Below are 20,542 nucleotides of genomic sequence, written 5' to 3' on the forward strand. Positions count from 1 at the left end.
TTCACCTCAGTTAATCGACGCCATAGGCTGTCGATGAGAAGTCATTCTCCATCTCGATATCCAGATCATCCTGCATTGGTCTTATGGTATCTGACCACCCTGTCCAACGCTGTAACAGTGATATTCCGGCAATACGATAGCGTGCCAGGTGATCTTCCCAAGGGTAAGTATCATACCCGGCTGGCATGCTACATTGATCCAACCTCCCATGCTCATCCTTAGTCACCCACACCAGTGTTGTACTTTCCTCGATCAATTTGCTCACCAGACCTTTTGCGGCCTCGATATCGGTTTGGTCAATCTTAAAGAAGAGCAAATTCATCAAACAGCCAACAGGAATGGCATGTTCGAGTTCGATTTTTTTCTTCTGATCGCGAGCCGCTAACGCCGCCGTTGAAATCCAAACGTTTTTTATTTGCTTAGTTGCAAGAAGTCGTCGCTGGTAAGCGCGTACATTATGCGCAATCGCATGCTTGCAGTCGTTTTTAGTCCCGTGTCCATACCCCTTTCCCCAGAGAACAATGGAAGCAGCGATATGCGCCGCAAGGCCTGGCAACGATAGCCCCTCGCGCGATTGTCCATTCATGGACGGGCTGGGTATTTCAGCTGATGACACTTTAAGCTCCACTAGAAGAAAAGGTAGTTAGGTTAGCTCAGAGCTTGCTGAGCAGCAACTCGGCAGTGAAGAAATGCCACCCGCAACCGGTCAGCGCTACAGATCGACGACTCGATGTGGATTTAGACACCCCAAATTTTTGCGAACTCCCAGCCTTCCACTTGTAAATGGCTGAATGGCTTACCTACCGAAGAGAAATTCAGCTCCTGCTGCCTCAGGCACATGTGCTTTGTCTTGAAAATCCTTATGTCGGCGTTTTTTTGCCATCCGCTGATATCCAATTCAGCATGTCTCCCGCCCGAGATTTCATTAGACCGCCATCCCGGAACGGCCTAATGTCGCGGTGACCACTTTCCACACCACGACACTATAAAAATGAAGAGACTCCTCACCTCGCTGTGCCTGGCGGCCAGCGCGCAGCTGTGCCTTGCCGCCTCCCCCGCCCCCGTCAAGCTGACTATCGACGCCAATCAGGTCCGGGGGCCGATGACGCCCATCTGGGCCTGGTTCGGCTACGACGAACCCAATTACACGACGGCGCCCAACGGCAAGAAGCTGCTGACCGACATCGCGGCCCTGAGTCCGGTGCCGGTGTACGTGCGCGCGCACAATCTGATGACCTCCGGCGACGGCAGCTACGCCCTCAAATGGGGCTCCACCGGCATGTACAGCGAGGACAAGAACGGCAAGCCGGTCTACAACTGGGCGATCGTCGACCAGATCTTCGACACCTACGTGCAGCGCAAGATGAAGCCGCTGGCGCAGATCGGTTTCATGCCGCAGGCGCTGTCGCAGCGTCCGGAGCCCTACCAGCACCACTGGCAGCCAGGCACGCCCTACCAGGAAATCATGACCGGCTGGGCCACGCCACCCAACGATTACGACAAATGGGCCGAGCTGATCTACCAATGGGTGCGCCACAGCGTCGAGCGCTACGGCCAGCAGGAAGTGGAAAGCTGGTACTGGGAAGTATGGAACGAGCCGGACGGCCACTACCTGATCGCGCCCGACACCAAGCTCGAATACTTCAAGATGTACGACTACGCGGCCGACGCCGTCAAGCGCGCGCTGCCGACCGCGCGCATGGGCGGCCCGCACACGGCGGGCGCCGGCCGCTTCATGGACGACTTCCTGCAACACGCCCTGCACGGCAAGAATTTCGCCACCGGCAAGACCGGCTCGCCGCTGGACTTCGTGGCCTTCCACGCCAAGGGCGCGCCCACAGTGGTCAACGGCGTGGTGCGCATGGGCATGGGCACGCACTTCAAGCGCCTCGACGATGGCTTCGCGCTGGTGCAAAAATACCCGGAACTCAAGGGCATCCCGGTGATCATCGGCGAATCCGATCCGGAAGGCTGCGCCGCCTGCGGCATGCGCACCAACCCGGAAAACGCCTACCGCAACGGCACCTTATACGCGAGCTACACGGCGGCCTCGATCGCCCGCGAATACGACCTGGCCGCCAGGCGCGGGGTCAACCTGATCGGCGCGGTGAACTGGTCGTTCGAATTTGAAGACCAGCCCTGGTATGCCGGCTTCCGCGACCTGGCCACCAACGGCGTCAACAAACCGGTGCTGAACGTGTTCCGCATGTTGGGCATGATGCGCGGCGAGCGCGTAACGGTGGGCGGCGATCAGACCTACGACGCGGCCCGCATCCAGGCCGAAGGCGTACGCGGCGCGCGCACCGACATCAACGCGCTGGCCACCAGGGACGGCCACAGCATCGCCGTCATGGTGTGGAATTACCACGACGATGACCTCATCGACAGTGGCGCGCCGGTGGAACTGCAGATTGCCGGCATCCCCGCCAAACAGGTGAAGCTGCGCCACTTCCGCATCGACCAGGAGCACAGCAATTCCTACAGCGCCTGGCTGCGCATGGGTTCGCCGGCCAGCCCAACCGCCGCGCAGGCGGCGCAGCTGCAGCAGGCCAGCGAGCTGGCTCAACTGGGCGCCACCAGCACGCTGAAGACGCCCGGGGGCAAGACCACCGTCCAACTGCAACTGCCGCGCCAGGCGGTGTCGCTGGTCACGTTGAGCTACTAAACATCAAAAGAATGCCCGCCAAGCGGTTTCGCTTGACGCGGGCAATTCTTCGCCCTATATTAAACCAATAGGTTAATTAATCGATTGGTAAAATGAAATGCAGGACCAACTGAGCCGGACTTTTTCCGCCCTTGCCGACCCCACCCGCCGCGCCATGCTGGCGCGGCTGTCGAGCGGCGAGGCCAATGTTTCCGACCTGGCCCAGCCCTTCCTGGGGGAGATGAGCCTGCCCGCCGTCACCAAGCATCTGCAAGTGCTGGAAAAAGCCGGCCTGATCACCAAGACCCGCAACGCGCAGTGGCGCTCCTGCAAGCTCAACGGCGACGGTCTCAAGGACGCCGCCAACTGGATGGAGCAATACCGCGTCTACTGGGAAGAAAGTTTCGACCGCCTCGATGCCTATCTGAAAACAGTCACCGCCAAAAAACCGCCAACAGGAGATGAAAATGTCTGAGTTCAACGCCCCCAACGAAATCCGTATCGTCCGCCTCTACGACGCCCCCGTGCAGGCGGTGTGGGATGCGTGGACCGACCCCGCCCAAGTGGCGCAATGGTGGGGCCCGCGCGGCTTCAGCATCACCACCCATAGCAAGGATTTGCGCGTCGGCGGCCACTGGCGCTACACCATGCACGGCCCGGACGGCACCGACTGGCCCAACAACACCAAGTACCTTGAAGTCGAACCGCTGCGCAAGCTGGTCTACGACCACGGCGGCAACGACACCCAGCCGCCGCTGTTCCGCGTCACCGTGCTGTTCGACCAGCTCGACGGCCAGACCCGCATGGACATGACCATGACGGTGAAGGACGCCGAAACCGCCGCCCAGACCCGCACCTTCATCAAGCACGCCAACGGCGACTCCACCTGGGACCGCCTGGCCGAATACCTGGGCAAGCGCCTGGCCGACGAGGACAAGTTCGTCATCAACCGCAGTTTCGAGGCGCCGCAGGAGGTGGTGTTCGATATGTGGACCCAGCCCGAGCACCTGGCGCGCTGGCTGCCGCCGACCGGCCTGGAGATGCACTTCCTGCACGCCGACATCCGCACCGGCGGCCGTTCGCTGTACCGCATGGGCAACGAGCAGTTCACCATGTACGGCCGCGCCCACTACGAGCAGATCCGCCGCGCCGACCTGCTGGTCTACACCCAGCAATTCTGCGACGAACACGAGAACATCAGCCGCCACCCGATGGCGCCGCTGTGGCCGGAAACCATGCGCACCATCGTCACCTTCCACGCTGAAACGCCAACCCGCACCCGCGTCACGGTGAGCTGGTCGGTGGCCGGCCATGCCACGGCGGAAGAGCTGGCCGTGTTCCTCGACCACCGCGCCAGCATGATGGGCGGCTGGACCGGCTCGTTCGACAAACTGGAGGCCGTTCTCGCTGCATAGCAGCAAAGTCCAACAGCACAGCCGCCTTTTGCTCTAGAATGATCATATTGTCATCATTACATGGGCTGACTATGAAACGGGTGATCTTCAATCAAAAAGGCGGCGTGGGTAAATCGAGCATTGCGGTCAACCTGGCAGCCATTGCGGCCAGCCAGGGCAAGCGCACGCTGTTGATCGACATCGACCCGCAGTGCAATTCCAGCCGCTACCTACTGGGCGCAACCGTGCACGACACCACGCCGACGCTGGGCGCCTACTTCGAGCAGGTACTCAGCTTCAGCATGTTCGCCCAGGCGCCCAGCCACTACGTCCATCCGACGCCGTTTGAAAACCTGTCGGTGATCGTGGCCCACCCCGAGCTGGGCGACCTGCAATCCAAGCTGGAATCGCGCAACAAGATCTACAAGCTGCGCGACCTGCTGCGCGAGCTGGGCAAGGAATACGACGAGATCTATCTCGACACCCCGCCCGCCTACAACTTCTTCAGCCAGTCCGCCCTGATCGCCGCCGACAGCTGCCTGATTCCGTTCGACTGCGACGATTTCTCGCGCCAGGCCTTGTACACGCTGATGAACAACATCAAGGAAATCAAGGCCGACCACAATGCCGACCTGCACATCGAAGGCATCGTGGTCAACCAGTTCCAGCCGCGCGCGCTGCTGCCGCAACGCATGGTCGACCAGCTCAAGGAAGAGGGCCTGCCGGTGTTCGACAACAAACTGTCGAGCTCGATCCGCATCCGCGAATCGCACGAGCGCAACCTGCCGATGATCCACCTCGACCGCAACCACAAGCTGAGCCAGGAATACCTCGCGCTGTACGGCGAACTGAAGGCCGCCTGAGCGGCCGGCGGACAGCCCGGACGCGCCGGGCCAAAATCTGTAATATACTACACACTACAGATAACAAAGCAGCCGCCATGCCGATTCCCGACACCGCTCCCGCCATTCCCCGCCCGCTGGCCCGCGAGGAGGTCTACCGTTCGCTGAAACAGTGGATCGTCGACCTCACCCTCGCCCCCAACGAAATCCTGCGCGACCATGACCTGGCCGAACGCCTCGGCGTGTCGCGCACGCCGGTGCGCGAAGCCCTGCGCCAGCTGGAGGACGAAGGCTTGGTGATCACCAGCTTCCACAAGTGGACCAAGGTGGCGCCGGCCGAGCTGGACGAAGTGCTGCAGCTGTACCCGGTGGTGGCCGCGCTGGAAGCGGCCGCCGTTCGACTGGCCCAGCCGCAGCTGTCGCCCGCCGACTTCGACCGCCTGGCCGCCATCAACCAGGCGATGGCGCAGGCGATCGCGCGCGGCGACAGCCCGGCCGCGACCGGCCACGACACCGACTTTCACGCCCTGCTGGTCGAACGCAGCGGCAACCACGAAATCGCCCGGCTGCTGCGCAGCCTGCGTCCGCGCATCCAGCGCATCGAACTGGCGTTCTTCGGCAACCAGCCGTTGGCGCTGCAATCGGTAGCCGACCACGACCAGATCATCGCGGCGCTGCAACGCGCCGACGCCGACGCTGCCTGCGCCGCCATGCAGCGCAACTGGGAATGGCAGCCCACCACCAAGGAGTAAGCATGCAAACCGCCCTGATCGTCATCGATTTTCAAAACGCCGTCTTCATCGCACCGGCAGCGCACCAGGCCCAGCAAGTGCTGGCGCGCATCGCCGCGCTGATCGCCGCCGCCCGCGCCGCCGGCACCCCGGTCATCTACGTCCAGCACGAGGAGGCCGGCTGCGAATGGGAGCGCGGCACGGACAGCTGGCAATTCCCGGCGGCGATCGCCCCGCAGCCCGGCGACTTCATCAGCACCAAGTCGCAGTGCGATGCGTTTTTCGGCACCGGCCTGCAAGCGCACCTGCAACAGCAAGGCATTCAGCGCGTGGTGATCTGCGGCTATGCCACCGAGTTCTGCATCGACACCAATGTGCGCCACGCGGCCAGCAGCGGCCTGGCGGTGACGGTGGCGGCCGACGCCCACACCACGCGTGACCGCGCCCACCTCGACGCCGCGCGCATCATCGAACACCACGCCGCCACCTGGCGCGGTTTCGGCGGCATCCAGCTGATCGACAGCGCCGCCATCCATTTCGGCGCGGAGTAAGCCATGCCCGACATCGCCACCGAACTGCTGCAGCCGCCCGAGCACATCCCGCCCGGCTTTGCCTCGCTGTCACAGGGCGTGTTCCATGCCTCGACCATCCTGTTCCCGGACGTGGCCTCGTTCCTGTCGCGCCAGGCACAGGCCGGCGTCGGCTACAGCTACGGCCAGAACGGCACGCCCACCCACTACGCGCTGATGGAAAAACTGGCCCAGCTCGAAGGCGGCGGCCACGCCGTGCTGGTGCCGAGCGGGCTGGCCGCAATCACGCTGGTCAGCGCCTGCGTACTGTCGGCCGGCGACCATGTGCTGCTGCCGGAAGCAGTCTACGGCCCGACCGTGGATGTGACGCGCGCGCTGTTCGGCAAATGGGGCGTGCGCTGCTCGACCTACCCGAACCAGGCCGGCGCCGATATCGCGCGGCATTTCGAAGAGCGCACGCGGCTGGTGTGGGTGGAGAGCCCGGCTTCCAACTCGCTGGAGATGCAGGACGTACCGGCCATCGTCTCGGCCGCGCACGCCCAAGGCGCACTGGTGGCGATGGACAACACCTGGGCCACGCCGCTCGGCTTCCGGCCGCTGGATCACGGCGTCGATTATTCGATCCAGGCCCTGACCAAATACGTGGGCGGCCACTCGGATCTGCTGATGGGCTCAGTCGCCACGCGCGATCCCGAACGCTACCGCCAACTGCGCGACACCGGCGAACTGCTTGGCTACTACGTCGCCGCCGACGAATGCTTCCTGGCGCTACGCGGCCTGCCGACGCTGGCGCTGCGGCTGGAACGCCACTACGCCTCGGCGCTCAAGCTGGCGCAGGCGCTGGAAGGCCACCCGGCCTTGGCCAGCCTGCACTATCCGCCGCTGCCGTCCGATGCCGGCCACGCCCTGTGGCGACGCGACTTCAAGCTGGGCAGCGGGCTGCTGTCGTTCGCGCTGCGTGAGCGCGAGCTGGCCGCCGTCGAACAATTCGTCGCGGCGCTGCGCTACTTCCGGCTCGGCAATAGCTGGGGCGCGGTGCACAGCCTGGTCGCAGTGTCGCCGCTGCGCGCGCCGCAGCAAGGCTGGCTGGTCCGTCTGCACGTGGGCCTGGAAGATGCCGACGACCTGCTGCACGACGTGATGCAGGCACTCGGCAAGTTGTAGAAAAAATACCACAGCAATACCAATTTAAAATCTGGTACTCCTATAATCAGACCAATTTATGGGAGGGGCTATGGATCGCAGGCGTTTTCTCGAGGTGACCGGCATGTCAACCACCGCCTTGCTGGCGGGCTGCGGCAGCGGCGGCAGCACACCGGGCGCGACGCCGGCGCCAGCCTGCTGGCCAATATGCAGCACTTCGACAGCATCAAGCCGGCCGCCATCGTCAAGTGCAGCTCGGTGGAAGACATCCGCAACAGCCTGGCCTTTGTGCGCAACAACAAGCTGGCGGTGACGCCGCGCTGCGGCGGCCATAGCTGGGCCGGCACCTCGACCACCACCGGCGTGGTGCTGAATGTCACCAACATGAACGCCATCCAGGTGAACGCCGACGGCAGCGCCAAAATCGGCGCCGGCGCGCGCCTGGCCGAGGTCTACGACACCCTGATCGGCCACGGCGTCTGTATCCCCTCCGGCACCTGCCTGACGGTGGGCATTGCCGGCATCACGCTGGGCGGCGGCATCGGCATCCTCGACCGCCAGTACGGCCTGACCTGCGACAACCTGCTGGCCGCCGAAGTGCTCACCGCCGATGGCCGCCTGCTCAGCTGCGACGCCAGCCACGAGCCAGACTTGTTCTGGGCCTTGCGCAGCGGCGGTGGCGTGTTCGCTGTCGGCCTACTGCCTCGGCCCGGCCAGCGTCGTGCAGCCATACTGGAACGACTTCCTCGCCGCCACCGGGCTGACCAACGCCGCCCTCGCCCAGCTGTCATACCGCGACGCCGCCTGGGGCATGTGCGCCGGCTACATCCTCAACGAGTGCAGCCTGAGCCAGGCGGTGAAGACAGCGCAGGCGGCCGGCCTTTCGGGCTCCTACATCTTCGACCACATGGGCGGCGCTTACGTCAACTACCTCGACCCGCTGCTCAGCGGCTGGCAGGCGGCGTACTACGGCGCCAACTATGCACGGCTGGCGCAGGTGAAAAAACAATATGATACGGGACAGGTGTTCAAGCAATTCCAGGGCGTGCTTCCGGCATAATACGACGCACCACCCACTCTTTCGAGCCGCCATGAGCGACAAGCCGTACTGCGATCTCATCATGAAAGGCGGCATCACCAGCGGCATCGTGTATCCGCGGCTGGCCGCGCGGCTGGCGCGCGATTACCGCATCAAGAATATCGGCGGCACCTCGGCCGGCGCGATTGCCGCTGCCGCTTGCGCCGCCGCCGAACTGGGACGCAGCAGCGGCAGCAATCCCGCCGCCTTCGAGCAGTTGCAGGAACTGCCCAACGAACTGGGCGCGGAGGCGCACGGCGCCACCCGCCTGCTGTCGCTGTTCCAGCCGGCGCCGCCGCTGCGCCGCCATTTCGCGCTGGTGCTGGCTTGCCTCGGCCAGACATCGGGCGGCGAGCGCATCGTATCGGTGTTGCAGGCCGCCTTCCCGCACTGGCTATTCCTGATCATGCTGGCGCCCTTGCTGCTGGCCATGCAGCTGCTGGCCGGACGCGACGGGCATGCCGCCGCCAGCGCCACGCTGGCCATGCTGCTGGCGCCGCTGGCAGCGTGGGCCGCCGCCGCCGGCCTGCCCTTGCTGCTGCGCCTATTGCGCTGCGCGCCGGCCACGCCATCCGGCCTGCTCGGCGCGCGCCTGTTCCTGGCCGCGCTGGCGCTGATGCTGGCGGCAGCCTCGCCGCCCGCCGCGCGCCCGCTGCTGCTGGCCGTCGCCAGTCTGTTCCTGGCCGTGGTGGCGGCCGGCGCCAGCAGTGCTTGCGGCGCATGGCGCCTGTTCAGTTCCCTGCTGCGCGGCCTGCACGGCAATTTCTACGGCATCTGCAACGGCCTCACCAGCCAAGGCGGCAATGATCCGCGCAGCGGCCTCACCGACTGGCTGGACGCCTACCTCAAACAGCTGGCCGGGCTGCAGGACCCCACGCGCCCGCTGGTGTTCGGCGACCTGTGGCATGCCGCCGGCAAGTGGCAGGATGAACAGCCCGACGCCAGCCAGCGCCGGATCAACCTTGAGGTGGTGACCACCGCGCTGTCCCAGCACAAGCCGTACGCCCTGCCGTTCCGCGACGGCAGCGGCGCGTTTTATTACGACCCGGCCGAATGGCGCCGCCTGTTCCCGGCCTACGTGGTCGACTATCTCGACCGCGTGGCCGTCGCGCCGGAAAACGGCCAGCCGCTGTTGTCGCCCAGCGGCGCCGTGCTGCATCGTTTGCAACCGGGCGCCAAGCTGCCGGTGATCGTGGCGGTGCGCATGAGCCTGAGCTTCCCGCTGCTGCTGTCGGGCGTGCCCTTGTACGCGCTCGATTTCACCGAGAAGCAAGGCCGCGCGCCGGCGCCGGTCAAGCGCGTGTGGTTTTCCGATGGCGGCATCTCCAGCAACCTGCCGCTGCACTTCTTCGACGAACTGCTGCCCGACCACCCGACCTTCGCCATCAACCTCAACGACGAACACCCGCTGCATCCGATCGACGACAGCCAGCCGCCGGCCAAGCGCGGCCGCGTGTTCCTGCCGGCCACCAACCGCCAGGGCATCCTGCGGCCGTGGCAGGCGCCGGAAGACAGCACGCCGGCCGGGCTGTTCGCCTTCCTCGGCAACATCTTCGCCACCATGCAGCGCTGGCGCGACGAAAGCCTGTTCCCGTATCCGGGCTACCGCAACCGCATCGCCCACGTGACGCTGAAAGCCAACGAGGGCGGCCTCAACCTCAACATGCCGGCGCCGCTGATCGCGGTGGTCAGCCAGAGCGGCGAGACCGCCGGCGACATGCTGTACAAGAAATTCCATCCCCACGGCGGCGGCCAGGGCTGGCGCGAACACCAGCGCCAGCGCCTGCTCACCGTGCTGGGCAACCTCGAACGCACCGCGCTGCACGCGGCCGCTACCCAGCCGCGCTGGCAGGCCGCCATCTACAGCTACCAAAGCATCCGGCGCCAAAAGCTGGCCACCGATCTGCTGCAGCACCTGGCCGACATGGGCGCCACCGTGGAGCGCGCCGGCGCCACCCGCGTCGACGACATCATGCCGCGCCCGCGCCCCATCCTGCGCATGGCGCCGCGCCTGTAGGCAGTGACAATCGGTGATTTTCTCCGCGCGACAAACTGATACTATCTTCACAATGTTTCCATAAAATGAAGAGGTAGCCATGCACAAAGGAATGCCACTGCGCCGGCTGGCGCTGAACATGGCGCTGCTGACGCTGGCGGGCTGCGGCGGTGGCGGCAGCAGCGCCGGTGGCGGCGGCACGCAGCCGCCCGCGCCCACCTACACCGTCGGCGGCAGCATCAGCGGCCTCAAAACCGGCGGCCTGACGCTGGCCTCGGGCGCCGACAAACTCAGCATCGCCGCAGCGGCCACCAGCTTTACCTTGCCGACCGCGCTGGCCGCCGGCGCCAGCTACGATGTCCGCATCGGCAGCCAACCGCCGCGCTTCACCCAGCGCTGCGCCGTGGCCAATGGCAGCGGCGCCATTGGCAGCGCCAACGTCAGCAACGTCGCGCTCAGTTGCGTCGACCACCCGGCACTGGTCGGCACGCTGGCCGGCAACGGCAACCCCACCAAGCTGCCCGGGACGGCAGCGGTGTTCAACGAACCGCAGGGACTGGCGGTGGACGACGCCGGCAACGTCTTCGTGGCCGACCGCAAGAACAACCGCATCGCCAAGATCACGCCGGCCGGCGTGGTCAGCACCTTCGTCGGCGCCACGCCCGGCCAGGCCGCCACCGAGGCGGAACTGGCCTTCGGCTACGCCGACGATATCACGCGCGACAAGGACGGCAATTTCTACGTGGTCGGCAACCACATGGTGCGCAAAATTACCAAGGAGGGCGTGGTCAGCACCGTGGCCGGCGCCGCCGAGATCGGCTACGCCGACGGCCCCGGCGCGCAAGCGCGCTTCAACACGCCGCTCGGCATCACGGTCGACAGCGCGGGCAACCTGTACGTGGCCGACACGCTCAACCTGCGCATCCGCAAGATCACCCCGGCCGGCGTGGTCAGCACCATCGCCGGCAGCGGCGCGCGCGGCGCGGCCGATGGCGCGGCCCTGCAGGCCAGCTTCAACAATCCCTACGGCGTGGCGGTGGACAAGGCCGGCAACGTGCTGATCGCCGATACCCTGAACCACCTGGTGCGCAAGCTGGGCACGGACGGCACGGTGTCCACGCTGGCCGGCCACGACAACGGCGTCGACGCCGGCGACGGCCAGGGCACGCAAGCCAGCCTGAAGCAGCCGAGCGGCATCACGGTCGATGGCGACGGCAATCTGTACGTGGCCGAGCTGGGCGGCAAGGTGCGCTCGATTTCGCCGTCGGGCTACGTCGCCACCATCGCCGGCCAGTACGCGGCACCCGGCAGCGTCGACGGCCTCGGCAGCGTGGCGACCTTCACCACACCGCACGGCATTGCGCTCGACGCGACAGGCAAGCTGTACATTGGCGACCCCGGCGCCGGCCGGGTGCGCAAGATCGCCGAGCAGTAAAAAAAACACCCCGCCGCTGGCGGGGTGCTTGATGCGCAGGGCAAGATCAGGAACGGCGGCGGCGCGCCACTATCCCCATCAGCCCCAGACCGGCCAGCAGCATGCCGTAAGTGGCTGGCTCAGGAACAGGTGCGGTCATCGTGCTGTACAGGCCGGCAGTCGACAGCGTATCGAAGCGGGTGGTCACGCTGTGGATGCCGGTGGTGCCGGCATCGAACACATAGAACGCCGTGCTTTCCTTGAAGTGGCCGTCATGCTCGGAGCCACCGCCGACGTGGATCCCGATCACGGTGAGGCCATACAGCGCCTGGGTGAAGGTCATGGTCTGGCCCGACACCGAACCGTCGGGGACCAGCGGCACTCCGCTCGACGACACACCGATCGACGCCAGCAGGGTGGACGCCGCCAAGGCGTGGCCGGCGTTCACCAGGTTGCCCACGTCGAAGCCGGCGCAGCTGATTTCGGTGGTGATGCTGGTCAGGTCACTGGTGAGGCTGCAATCCGGCGGCGCTACCGGCGCTGCCGCAAAGGCCGATGCGCCCAGCATGGTGGTGGCCAGGACTGCTGCTTGCAGACTCTTTCGTACGAACGTTTTCATGTTTCCATCTCCCCTGTTTTGGTTGTGCAGTCATTTCATGCTAGCAGCGGGAATGGTTTCCACGTTCAAAAAAGACATTTCATTTTTATATCAGGTATTACTGGTTCGATAGCACACTTGTATGGTCCCAATAGAAATTCGCAAAGGGCAATTTGTCTTATGATTTAATGAATTCTAAGGAGAAATTTTTGTGGCCCGGATGCCACATTGCCGCCTAACGCTTGCGCGCGCGGCGCACCGCATTCCACAGTTTTTCGACCGCCTCGCGGTGCGCGGCATAGTAAGCCGGGTGGACTTGCAGATAGATCGGGGTGGCGTCAAACGGCTTGGGCAGGACTTCGATGCGGTCGCTCAGGCGCTCGACCAGCGGCTGCGATTCGCCCTCCAGCGCCACCACCGCCTGCAGACGGCCGCGCACCAGTTTTTCCAGGTTCTGGGCGATGCTCTTGGCGCCCTCGTCCACCGTGACGCCGGTCTGGCGCAAGCGCTGTGCCACCGCCAGCCCCACCTGGATGCCGACCGGGCGCGCATCGAGGCCGGCGAAGCCGCTGCCATCCCATTGCACCGCACCGCCCTTCTGCCGGTAGACCACGAAACGCACCACGCTCAGCGCGCGCGTCTCGTCGGCCGCCGCGCCGGCCATCGGGAATACGCCGTACGCGATGCGCTCGGGCAGGAAGGCCGCCATCACGCCATCCACCTCGCCGGACTTGAGCTGGGCGAGGCAGCGCAGGCGCGGCGCAACACGGTTGTCGATGGTGACGCCCTCCTCGCGCGCAGCCTGCCGCAGCAACACTTGCGCCGCGCCGCTGCCGTCGGGCATGGTGTGCGGGGGAAACGGCTGGTCGAGCGTGCACAGGCGCAGCGTCAACGCATGGGCATCGCAGGCGAGGATCAGTGACAGGGAAAGCAGGAAGCGGAGCATGGGGCTACTCTACCCGCATCCGCCGCCGGCGGCGACAAACTTTCTCAGGCGGCCAGGCGGGTGGCCAGGCGGGCCCGCAGTTCCTTGATTTCGGCGGCGTAGTTGTCGCGCGCAGTAACGGCGCCGACCAATTCCATCTCGGCCGCCAGGCGGGCGTCGGACAGGGCGGCGCTGGCGGCGACGCTGCGCTCGATCTGGGCCCGCAGGTCGGCCAGCTGGGCGTCCTTGCCCTCGATGGCCAGCTGGTCCTTGGCCTTGCCGACCAGGGCGTCGGTGGCGATGGTGCGGGCGTTGCGCAGCTCGGCCATCAGCTGTTCGATCTCCTCGTTGCGCTCGGCGGCCAGCGCCTGCGCCTGGTCGCGCGCGGCAGTGACGCTGCCGAGTTCCTCGCGCACCGCCTGCAATGCTTCCTCGCTGCGGGCCTGGGCCGCGCGCGGGCCGGCGCTGGCCTCGTCCGCCATCTGCCGCACCCAGTCGCCGAGGGCGGCAGCGATCGGTTCAGGAATCTCCAGTTTGGCGTCGGTCATGGCGGGCTCCGGTAAAAATAGATTCCATACAATACCGCAAGAGGTTGCCACAAGGCAAGAATGAGCAGCCTGTCCCGTCATCCTGCAATGCGTCGCCGCATGCACCCGGTGCGATGCATTTTTGCTATCCTCAGGCTTCCTTTCCACCACCATGAGGTCAACATGATCCGCTATGCCCTCCTGCCCTGCTGCTGGCCAGTGTCCTGCCTGTCTACGCCCAGTCTCCTGCCGCCGACGTGCCGCTGATCGAGCGCGCCAAGATCTTCGGCAACCCCAGCAAGACTGGCGGCAAACTCAGCCCGGATGGCAAGTGGCTGTCGTGGATCGCCCCGCGCGACGGCGTACTCAACGTTTGGGTGGCGCCGGCCGGTGACCTGTCCAAGGCGCGCCCGCTGACCGAGGAAAAAACCCGCCCGCTGCGCACCAGCTTCTGGTCTCCGGATTCCAAACATGTGCTGTTCATCCAGGACAAGGGCGGCGATGAAAACTTCCTGCTGTACGGCGTCGATGTCGCCAGCGGCAAGCAGACCAACTACACCCCGTTTGAAAAAACCCGCGCCTCGGTGCTGCACATCAGCAGCAAGATCAAGGACCGCATCCTGGTCGGCATCAACAACCGCGACCCGCGCTGGCACGATGTCTACAGCCTGGAACTGGCCACCGGCAAGCTGACGCTGGTGCAGCAGAACGACCGCTACGGCGGCTACCTGGCCGACGACCAGCTCAAGCTGCGTATCGCCGAAAAACACGCAGCGACGGCGGCACCAGCTACTTCCGCATCACCGACGGCAAGATCGACAAGCGCAGCGGCCGCGTGCGCGAGTCGGAGCAGATTGTCGATGCGATGGCGGCCAAGAACATCCCGGTGACCTACGTGGTGTTCCCGGATGAAGGCCACGGCTTTGCGCGGCCGGTCAACAACATCGCCTTCAACGCCGTGACCGAGAACTTCCTGGCCAAATGCCTGGGCGGGCGCGCCGAAGGCATCGGCGGCGCGCTGAAAGCCTCCACCGCCCAGGTCAAGCACGGCGCCGAATTCGCGCCAGGCGTGGCCGAAGCGCTGCAGTAAGCACCACGCTTGCGCTGCCTCAGTCTCAAGCTGAGACACGTTCATTGCGCTGGCGGTATATCCCTGCCGCCAGCGATGAACGATAATGCCGATACAGTCCTTTAAATGCAAAGACACGCAAGCTGTGTTCAGCAAAGTCCGTGTGGCACGGTTCGCCCAGATACAAGCCGCTATCGAACGTAAGTTGCAGCAGCTCGACAATGCGACAACGCTGGATTCACTGCGCGTACCTTGGGGCAATCATCTAGAATCCTTGGGCGGTAATCGCAAGGGGCAGCACAGCATCCGAATCAACAAACGCTACAGAATCTGCTTCACCTGGACTGCTGCAGGTCCGGCAGACGTCGAAGTCGTTGACTACCACAGCTAGCAACGGAGGTCGTAATGATTGAGAACAAAATGCGCCCGATCCATCCGGGAGAAATCCTGCGCGAAGACTTCCTGAAACCGCTGAAGCTGACGCCAGCTGCACTGGCAAACCTGCTGGATTTGCCGGCCGCGCTCATCATCGATATCGTCAAGGAAAAATGCCCGCTCTCCGCCGAGGTAGCACAGCGGATTACCCGGCGCTACGGCGGCGACGCGCAGTTCTGGCTCAACCTGCAAGCCAGCTACGACCTTAAGACGGCGCAGCGCCGGCGCGGGCCAGCGAGGCGCGCAAGGTCATCGTGACCGGGTAGTCGCGGGTCACCGGCCGCTGCAGGTCGTAGCAGCGGTTCAGCAGGTCGCTGACGCCGTTCTGCGTCATCTCGCGCCACGGCATGTGCACCGTGCTCAGGCGCGGCGCCGAGAACTCCGCGCTTGGCGTGTCGTCGTAGCCGATCACGGAAATCTCGTGCGGCACGCGGATGCCGGCCTCCTGGAAATAGGACAGCGCCCCGGCCGCCATCTCATCGTTGGCGCAAAACATGGCACTGCAGCGCCGCCCCGATTCCACCAGCTCCTTGGCCGCCGACCAGCCGCCGGCCGGCGAGAAGTCTTTTTCCACCATCCACATGGCGCCGGTGTCGATGCCGGCCGTGGCCAGCTCGCGCTTGAAGGCGTCCACCCGCACCACGTTGTCGGGCAGGCTGGCCGGACCGGACACCAGCGCGATCTCGCGGTGGCCATGATCGAGCAAGGTGCGCGCCGCGATCTTGCCGCCCAGCGTGTGGTCGACCGTGAAGCAGTGCCCGGCGATGCTGTCGAAGGAATGGTTGAGCACCACCATCGGCTTGGGGCGCGGCCCCAGCGCCGTGATGTCCTCCTCCTGCAGCACATTGGTCATCAGGATCAGCCCGTCGCAACCGCGCTCGACCAGGAAGGCCATGCCCTCGATCGCCTGCTGGCGCGCTCCGCCCAGGCCGGCGCCGAAGGCCACCACCATGTGCAGCCCGGCCGCGCGCAATTCGGTGTCGATGATTTGCAGGATGGGCGTGTAGAAGGTGCCGCTCAGCACCGGGATGTACACGCCGATCATCTTGCTGTTGCCCGACAACAGCGTGCGCGCCGCATGCGAGGGCCGGAAGCCCAGCTCGTCGATGGCGGCCCGCACCTTGGCCAGCGTGGCCGGCGATACCGAGCCCTTGCCGCTCACCACGCGCGATGCCGTGCCCAGTCCCACGCCCGCCAGCCGGGCCACGTCTTTAATGGTCGCCACGTTGTTTTTTCACGTAAGTCATGATGTTGAGAAAAGTATCGGTCCAGTATAACCGACGGTTGTCCGCCAGATAACGTACCAGCTCTTCATGCGCCTGCGCGCTGGTGGTCAGGTAGTCGCCGCCGACGCCGTGGAAGGTGAAGTTGACCATCGTGCCCTGTGCGGCCGCCTGCTGCACCAGCGCGATCAGTTGCGCCCCGCTCAGCCCTTCCGGCGCCGCCACGCCCACCGCGTAGCGATCGAGCGCCGTCATCGATGGTGTCACCGCCGCCCCGCTCACCTTGATGCCGACAAAGGCGTCGCGCAAGCCCGGCAGGTAATCAACGCCGGCCGCCAGCACATCACCGCATGGCACGGTGTAAGTGCGCTCGCGCCGGCCGTCGATGGCGTGCAACATGGTATTCCCCAGCCGGACCTGATCCTGCATCTGCGCCGCCGTGGTGGTGTCGAGGTCGCGCTGCGGCTGCACCCAGTCGTGGCCCGGCGCCTTGCGCGAGCACTGGTGGAACAGGCTGTGGTTGCCCAGTTCATGGCCACTGGCTGCCGCGCGCCGCCAGTCGGCCATGCGCTGCGCCACCGCCGGATTCGACAGCTGCAAGTAGAAGCTGCCCTTCAGGCCGTATTTGTCGAGGGTGGGAATGGCGTAGTCGAGCTGCGAATCGAGCGCGTCGTCATAGGCCAGGCTGACCGCCGCGCGCGCGCCGTGCGGCCAGACAAAAGCGGTATCAGCGGCGCCCGCACAGGGCGCCAGCAGCAACGCCGCCAGGGTCAAGCAGGTGCGTAATGTCATCCGGGGTCCCTCTCGTGGAAACGTTCCCAGATAATCGCATCCACCCTCATTGATGTCAACGATTGGAAACGTTGCCAATTTGCCTCACTTGGGCAGGTTTACGGCCCAACTGCTGCGCTGCGAATTGACTTTGATTTTTGATGAATGCTATATTTGCCACGTTATTGGAAAGCTTTCCAAGCAGTAGAGCAGCCGTAGTTGTTGATAAAAACACAGGAGATAACATGCATTATCCTAAGGCACGACAGACATTAATGAGCCTGGCAGTCGCCAGCGCCTGCGCGGCAGCCCACGCGCAGGAAGTACCGGCGAAAGCCGCAGAACCAGAAACCCAGAGCGTGGTCGTTACCGGCCTGCGCGCATCGCTGCAATCGTCGCTGAACCTGAAGCGCAATTCCGACGGTATCGTCGACGGCATTGTGGCGGAAGACATCGGCAAATTCCCCGACACCAACCTGGCCGAGTCGCTGCAGCGCATTTCCGGCGTCTCGATCGACCGTTCGATCGGCGAAGGTTCCAAGATCACCGTGCGCGGCGTCGGCCCCGACTTCAACATGGTGCTGCTGAACGGCCGCCAGATGCCGACCTCGAACCTGGGCGACCTGAACGGCCGCGCGTTCGACTTCGCCAACCTGGCGTCGGAAGCCATCTCGCAAATCCAGGTCTACAAGACCAGCCGCGCCGAATCGCCGACCGGCGGTATCGGCGCCACCCTGAACGTGATGACCGCGCGTCCGTTCGAGCGTCCGGGCATGCACGCCAGCATTGGCGCCAAAGCCGTGCACGACACCACCAACGGCAACCTGCCGGGCGACGTCAAGGCCAGCAACTCGACCACGCCGGAAGTGTCGGGCATCTACTCCAACACCTTCGCCGACAACACCTTCGGCGTGGCGCTGACCGGCAGCTACCAGGAACGCAACCTGGGCTACAACACCGCCGCTGTGTCCAACGGCTGGAAAGGCCCGTTCCGTGGCGATGAAAACAACTGGGGCACCATCCCGCAGGGTCCGAGCGACTCCTGCCCGACTTGCGTGATCACCAACCGCCCGACCGGCAGCCAGCTGTACTCGGTGCCGCAAAACCTGAACTACAACTTCAACGGCGTCAAACGCCAGCGTACCAACGCCCAGCTGACCCTGCAGTACAAGCCGGTCAGCACCCTGGTCACCACGCTCGACTACACCTTCTCGGAAAACAAGATCCAGACCAAGCGCAACGACCTGTCGGCCTGGTTCAACTTCGGCCCGTCGAGCAGCTCGTGGACCGCCGGTTCGCCATCGAGCCCGCTGATCTACAAAGAAATCATCCCGCTGAAAGATGGCGCCGGCACCTCCGACATCGCGATGGGCGCGGCCGACTTCGCCACCAAGACGCAAAACAAATCGCTGGGCTTCAACGCCGTGTGGAAACCGTCGAGCGAGCTGCGCTTTGAACTCGACACCCACCACTCGACCGCCACCTCGGGCGCCGACAGCCCGTTCGGCTCGAGCAACACGCTGGGCACCGCCAGCTTCAGCCGCGGCACCACGACGGCCGACTTCAGCAAGGACTTCCCGGTGCTGAGCATCGAGGGCGCCGACTTCGTCAAAGCCGGCCAACAAGTGACCGGCTCGGTGTTCACCAATTCCTACATGCGCGGCGAGATCGACCAGACCCAGGTCAAGGGTGCATGGAAGGTGCTCGAAGCATCCGAGCTGAAGTTCGGCCTCAACTACACCAAGTCGGACAACCGCTCGGCCTTCTCCAACCAGCAGCGCGACACCTGGGGCGGCGCCACCAAGCCAAGCGACTACCCAAGCAGCGTCTGGCACCAGCAAAGCGTGCGCCAGTACTTCGACCAGATCGACGGCAGCGGCAGCCCGAACCTGTTCAACCAGTTCTACACCTTCAACTTCGCCCAGGTGCGCCAGCTGGCGGCCACCGCGTCCGGCAAGCCTGAGCTTTACCTGCCGAAGACCTACTTCGACAACGACGCCCGCACCTCGGAAAAATCCAAGTCGCTGTACCTGCAGTTCAATACCGACTGGGATACCGCATTGCCGATCCATACCGCCGTCGGCGTGCGCTACGAGAAGACCGACGTCATCTCGACCGCGCTGGTGCCGGCCGCCGTCGACATCAAGTGGGTGTCGCAGAACGAGTTCCCGATCACCTTTGGCGACCCGACCTTCACCACCCTGACCGGCAAGTACAACAACGTGCTGCCGAGCTTTGACTCCGACATCGAACTGACGCCGGAACAGAAGCTGCGCTTCAGCTACGGCGAGACCATCGGCCGTCCACGCTACGACCAGATCCAGGGCGGCACCACGCTGAACTCGCTGGTACGTACCGACGGCGGCACCGGCTCGCAGGGCAACCCGTCGCTGAAACCGGTCAAGTCGAAAAACCTCGACCTGTCCTACGAGTGGTACTACGGCAAGCAGAACTTCGTCTCGCTGGGCGTGTTCAAGAAAAACCTCGAGAACTACGCCGGCCAGTCGCGCATCATCGCCACCCCGTTCAACCTGCACACGCCAGTGGGCGGCGCGCTGTGGAACGAAGCGCTGGGCAAGGGCTGCGCCAATACCGACACCACCTGTATTCGTAACTACATCTTCCGCAACCACCCGACCGCCCCAGGCGTGACCCGTGGCGCCGACGATGCGCTGGGCAACGCCACCGGCACCATCATTGGCCAGCCAAGCGATCCGGTCGCACAGTTCCAGATCACCTCCTTCTCCAACCAGAAGAAGGCCAACCTGAACGGCGCCGAGATCAACCTGCAGCACATGTTCGGCGACAGCGGCTTCGGCTTGTCGACCAACTACACCTATGTGCACTCGGGCCTGCGCTACGACAACAACAAGGTGGGCGAGCAGTTCGCGCTGGTCGGCCTGTCGAACTCGTACAACGTGATCGGTATCTACGAGGACAAGAAGTGGACCGGCCGCCTGGCCTACAACTGGCGCGGCGAGTTCCTGTCGTCGACCTTCGACGGCTCGGGTCCTAACCCGCAGTACGTGGAACCGTACGGCCAGGTCGACATCAGCGTCACCTACGCCTTCAACGACAAGCTGAGCCTGCAACTGGAAGGCATCAACGTGACCAACGAGATCACCCGCGTGCACAGCCGTACCAAGCAGCAGCTGGAATCGGTGACGCAGAACGGTCCGCGTTACATGGTGGGCCTGCGCTACAAGTTCTAAGCGTTGTAGC

21 protein-coding genes and 1 pseudogene are annotated in these 20,542 nt (G+C 64.6%); 16 read left to right on the forward strand and 6 right to left on the reverse strand.

Features of this window, described 5'->3' with window-relative positions:
- Nucleotides 1-10: 10 nt before the first annotated feature.
- The gene (locus tag BMZ70_RS22545; RefSeq protein WP_130301066.1) at nucleotides 11-616 is read right to left on the reverse strand and encodes a hypothetical protein; all 606 of its coding nucleotides are present in this window, start codon (nucleotides 614-616) and stop codon (nucleotides 11-13) included.
- A gap of 375 nt (nucleotides 617-991) precedes the next feature.
- Between BMZ70_RS22545 and BMZ70_RS22550 the strand changes: the two genes are divergently transcribed.
- The 11 genes and pseudogenes from BMZ70_RS22550 (at nucleotide 992) to BMZ70_RS22600 (ending at nucleotide 11,793) form a co-directional block, all read left to right on the forward strand.
- Nucleotides 992-2,665 carry a GH39 family glycosyl hydrolase gene (locus tag BMZ70_RS22550; RefSeq protein WP_092279728.1) on the forward strand — a complete coding sequence of 558 codons (1,674 nt, stop codon included), beginning with the start codon at nucleotides 992-994 and terminating at the stop codon, nucleotides 2,663-2,665.
- A 97-nt stretch (nucleotides 2,666-2,762) separates the two neighbouring features.
- A complete protein-coding gene (locus BMZ70_RS22555; RefSeq protein ID WP_092279730.1) occupies nucleotides 2,763-3,119 on the forward strand; it encodes an ArsR/SmtB family transcription factor in 357 nt (118 codons plus the stop codon).
- Nucleotides 3,112-4,059, forward strand: a complete 948-nt coding sequence (locus BMZ70_RS22560; protein ID WP_092279732.1) for an SRPBCC family protein — start codon at nucleotides 3,112-3,114, stop codon at nucleotides 4,057-4,059. Before BMZ70_RS22555 ends, BMZ70_RS22560 begins: the two co-directional genes overlap by 8 nt.
- A 71-nt stretch (nucleotides 4,060-4,130) precedes the next feature.
- Nucleotides 4,131-4,901: a ParA family protein gene (locus tag BMZ70_RS22565; protein ID WP_092279734.1), complete on the forward strand. Its 771-nt coding sequence runs from the start codon at nucleotides 4,131-4,133 to the stop codon at nucleotides 4,899-4,901.
- A gap of 77 nt (nucleotides 4,902-4,978) precedes the next feature.
- A complete protein-coding gene (locus tag BMZ70_RS22570) occupies nucleotides 4,979-5,632 on the forward strand; it encodes a GntR family transcriptional regulator (RefSeq protein ID WP_092279736.1) in 654 nt (217 codons plus the stop codon).
- A gap of 2 nt (nucleotides 5,633-5,634) precedes the next feature.
- Nucleotides 5,635-6,162 (forward strand): isochorismatase family protein, encoded by a 528-nt coding sequence (locus BMZ70_RS22575; protein WP_165403591.1) that lies wholly within the window; start codon nucleotides 5,635-5,637, stop codon nucleotides 6,160-6,162.
- Between the two features lie 3 nt (nucleotides 6,163-6,165).
- A complete protein-coding gene (locus tag BMZ70_RS22580) occupies nucleotides 6,166-7,305 on the forward strand; it encodes a trans-sulfuration enzyme family protein (RefSeq protein WP_092279740.1) in 1,140 nt (379 codons plus the stop codon).
- 186 nt (nucleotides 7,306-7,491) lie between these two features.
- A pseudogene (locus BMZ70_RS29345) lies at nucleotides 7,492-7,902 on the forward strand (FAD-dependent oxidoreductase); the annotation flags it as partial.
- Between the two features lie 289 nt (nucleotides 7,903-8,191).
- Nucleotides 8,192-8,344 (forward strand): BBE domain-containing protein, encoded by a 153-nt coding sequence (locus BMZ70_RS29350; protein ID WP_373922545.1) that lies wholly within the window; start codon nucleotides 8,192-8,194, stop codon nucleotides 8,342-8,344.
- Between the two features lie 31 nt (nucleotides 8,345-8,375).
- Complete coding sequence (locus BMZ70_RS28130; RefSeq protein WP_130301064.1) at nucleotides 8,376-10,379, forward strand: patatin-like phospholipase domain-containing protein; 2,004 nt, start codon at nucleotides 8,376-8,378, stop codon at nucleotides 10,377-10,379.
- Between the two features lie 79 nt (nucleotides 10,380-10,458).
- On the forward strand, nucleotides 10,459-11,793 hold the full coding sequence (locus tag BMZ70_RS22600) for an NHL repeat-containing protein (protein ID WP_092279746.1): 1,335 nt from the start codon (nucleotides 10,459-10,461) through the stop codon (nucleotides 11,791-11,793).
- A gap of 46 nt (nucleotides 11,794-11,839) precedes the next feature.
- On the opposite strand, the gene BMZ70_RS28135 is transcribed toward BMZ70_RS22600, so the two are convergent.
- The 3 genes from BMZ70_RS28135 to BMZ70_RS22615 form a co-directional block, all read right to left on the reverse strand.
- Entirely contained in the window at nucleotides 11,840-12,391 is a 552-nt protein-coding gene (locus tag BMZ70_RS28135; RefSeq protein WP_130301062.1) for a PEP-CTERM sorting domain-containing protein, read from the reverse strand.
- Between the two features lie 214 nt (nucleotides 12,392-12,605).
- On the reverse strand, nucleotides 12,606-13,316 hold the full coding sequence (locus BMZ70_RS22610; protein ID WP_092279748.1) for a substrate-binding periplasmic protein: 711 nt from the start codon (nucleotides 13,314-13,316) through the stop codon (nucleotides 12,606-12,608).
- A 44-nt stretch (nucleotides 13,317-13,360) separates the two neighbouring features.
- Nucleotides 13,361-13,843, reverse strand: coding sequence for a hypothetical protein (locus BMZ70_RS22615; protein WP_092279750.1), 483 nt, complete (start codon nucleotides 13,841-13,843; stop codon nucleotides 13,361-13,363).
- 236 nt (nucleotides 13,844-14,079) lie between these two features.
- Here BMZ70_RS22615 and BMZ70_RS22620 point away from each other — a divergent pair, with 236 nt between their 5' ends.
- The 4 genes from BMZ70_RS22620 to BMZ70_RS22630 all read left to right on the forward strand — a co-directional run bounded on the left by BMZ70_RS22620 (nucleotide 14,080) and on the right by BMZ70_RS22630 (nucleotide 15,584).
- Nucleotides 14,080-14,712: a TolB family protein gene (locus BMZ70_RS22620; protein WP_229205553.1), complete on the forward strand. Its 633-nt coding sequence runs from the start codon at nucleotides 14,080-14,082 to the stop codon at nucleotides 14,710-14,712.
- Entirely contained in the window at nucleotides 14,688-14,912 is a 225-nt protein-coding gene (locus tag BMZ70_RS28955) for an alpha/beta hydrolase family protein (RefSeq protein ID WP_229205554.1), read from the forward strand. The genes BMZ70_RS22620 and BMZ70_RS28955 overlap by 25 nt, the downstream gene beginning before the upstream one ends.
- Nucleotides 14,913-14,997: 85 nt before the next feature.
- Nucleotides 14,998-15,282 carry a type II toxin-antitoxin system RelE/ParE family toxin gene (locus BMZ70_RS22625; protein ID WP_092279752.1) on the forward strand — a complete coding sequence of 95 codons (285 nt, stop codon included), beginning with the start codon at nucleotides 14,998-15,000 and terminating at the stop codon, nucleotides 15,280-15,282.
- A 14-nt stretch (nucleotides 15,283-15,296) separates the two neighbouring features.
- Nucleotides 15,297-15,584, forward strand: a complete 288-nt coding sequence (locus tag BMZ70_RS22630; RefSeq protein ID WP_092279754.1) for a HigA family addiction module antitoxin — start codon at nucleotides 15,297-15,299, stop codon at nucleotides 15,582-15,584.
- Here the strand turns inward: BMZ70_RS22630 and BMZ70_RS22635 are convergent.
- Nucleotides 15,532-16,551 (reverse strand): LacI family DNA-binding transcriptional regulator, encoded by a 1,020-nt coding sequence (locus BMZ70_RS22635; RefSeq protein ID WP_092279756.1) that lies wholly within the window; start codon nucleotides 16,549-16,551, stop codon nucleotides 15,532-15,534. The two genes, BMZ70_RS22630 and BMZ70_RS22635, sit on opposite strands and share 53 nt — an antisense overlap.
- On the reverse strand, nucleotides 16,538-17,341 hold the full coding sequence (locus tag BMZ70_RS22640) for a polysaccharide deacetylase family protein (protein WP_092279758.1): 804 nt from the start codon (nucleotides 17,339-17,341) through the stop codon (nucleotides 16,538-16,540). Before BMZ70_RS22640 ends, BMZ70_RS22635 begins: the two co-directional genes overlap by 14 nt.
- A gap of 254 nt (nucleotides 17,342-17,595) precedes the next feature.
- Here BMZ70_RS22640 and BMZ70_RS22645 point away from each other — a divergent pair, with 254 nt between their 5' ends.
- Nucleotides 17,596-20,532 carry a TonB-dependent receptor gene (locus tag BMZ70_RS22645; protein WP_229205555.1) on the forward strand — a complete coding sequence of 979 codons (2,937 nt, stop codon included), beginning with the start codon at nucleotides 17,596-17,598 and terminating at the stop codon, nucleotides 20,530-20,532.
- Nucleotides 20,533-20,542 lie beyond the last annotated feature (10 nt).

This window comes from Duganella sp. CF402 (assembly GCF_900109645.1).
Classification (GTDB): Bacteria; Pseudomonadota; Gammaproteobacteria; order Burkholderiales; family Burkholderiaceae_D; genus Rugamonas.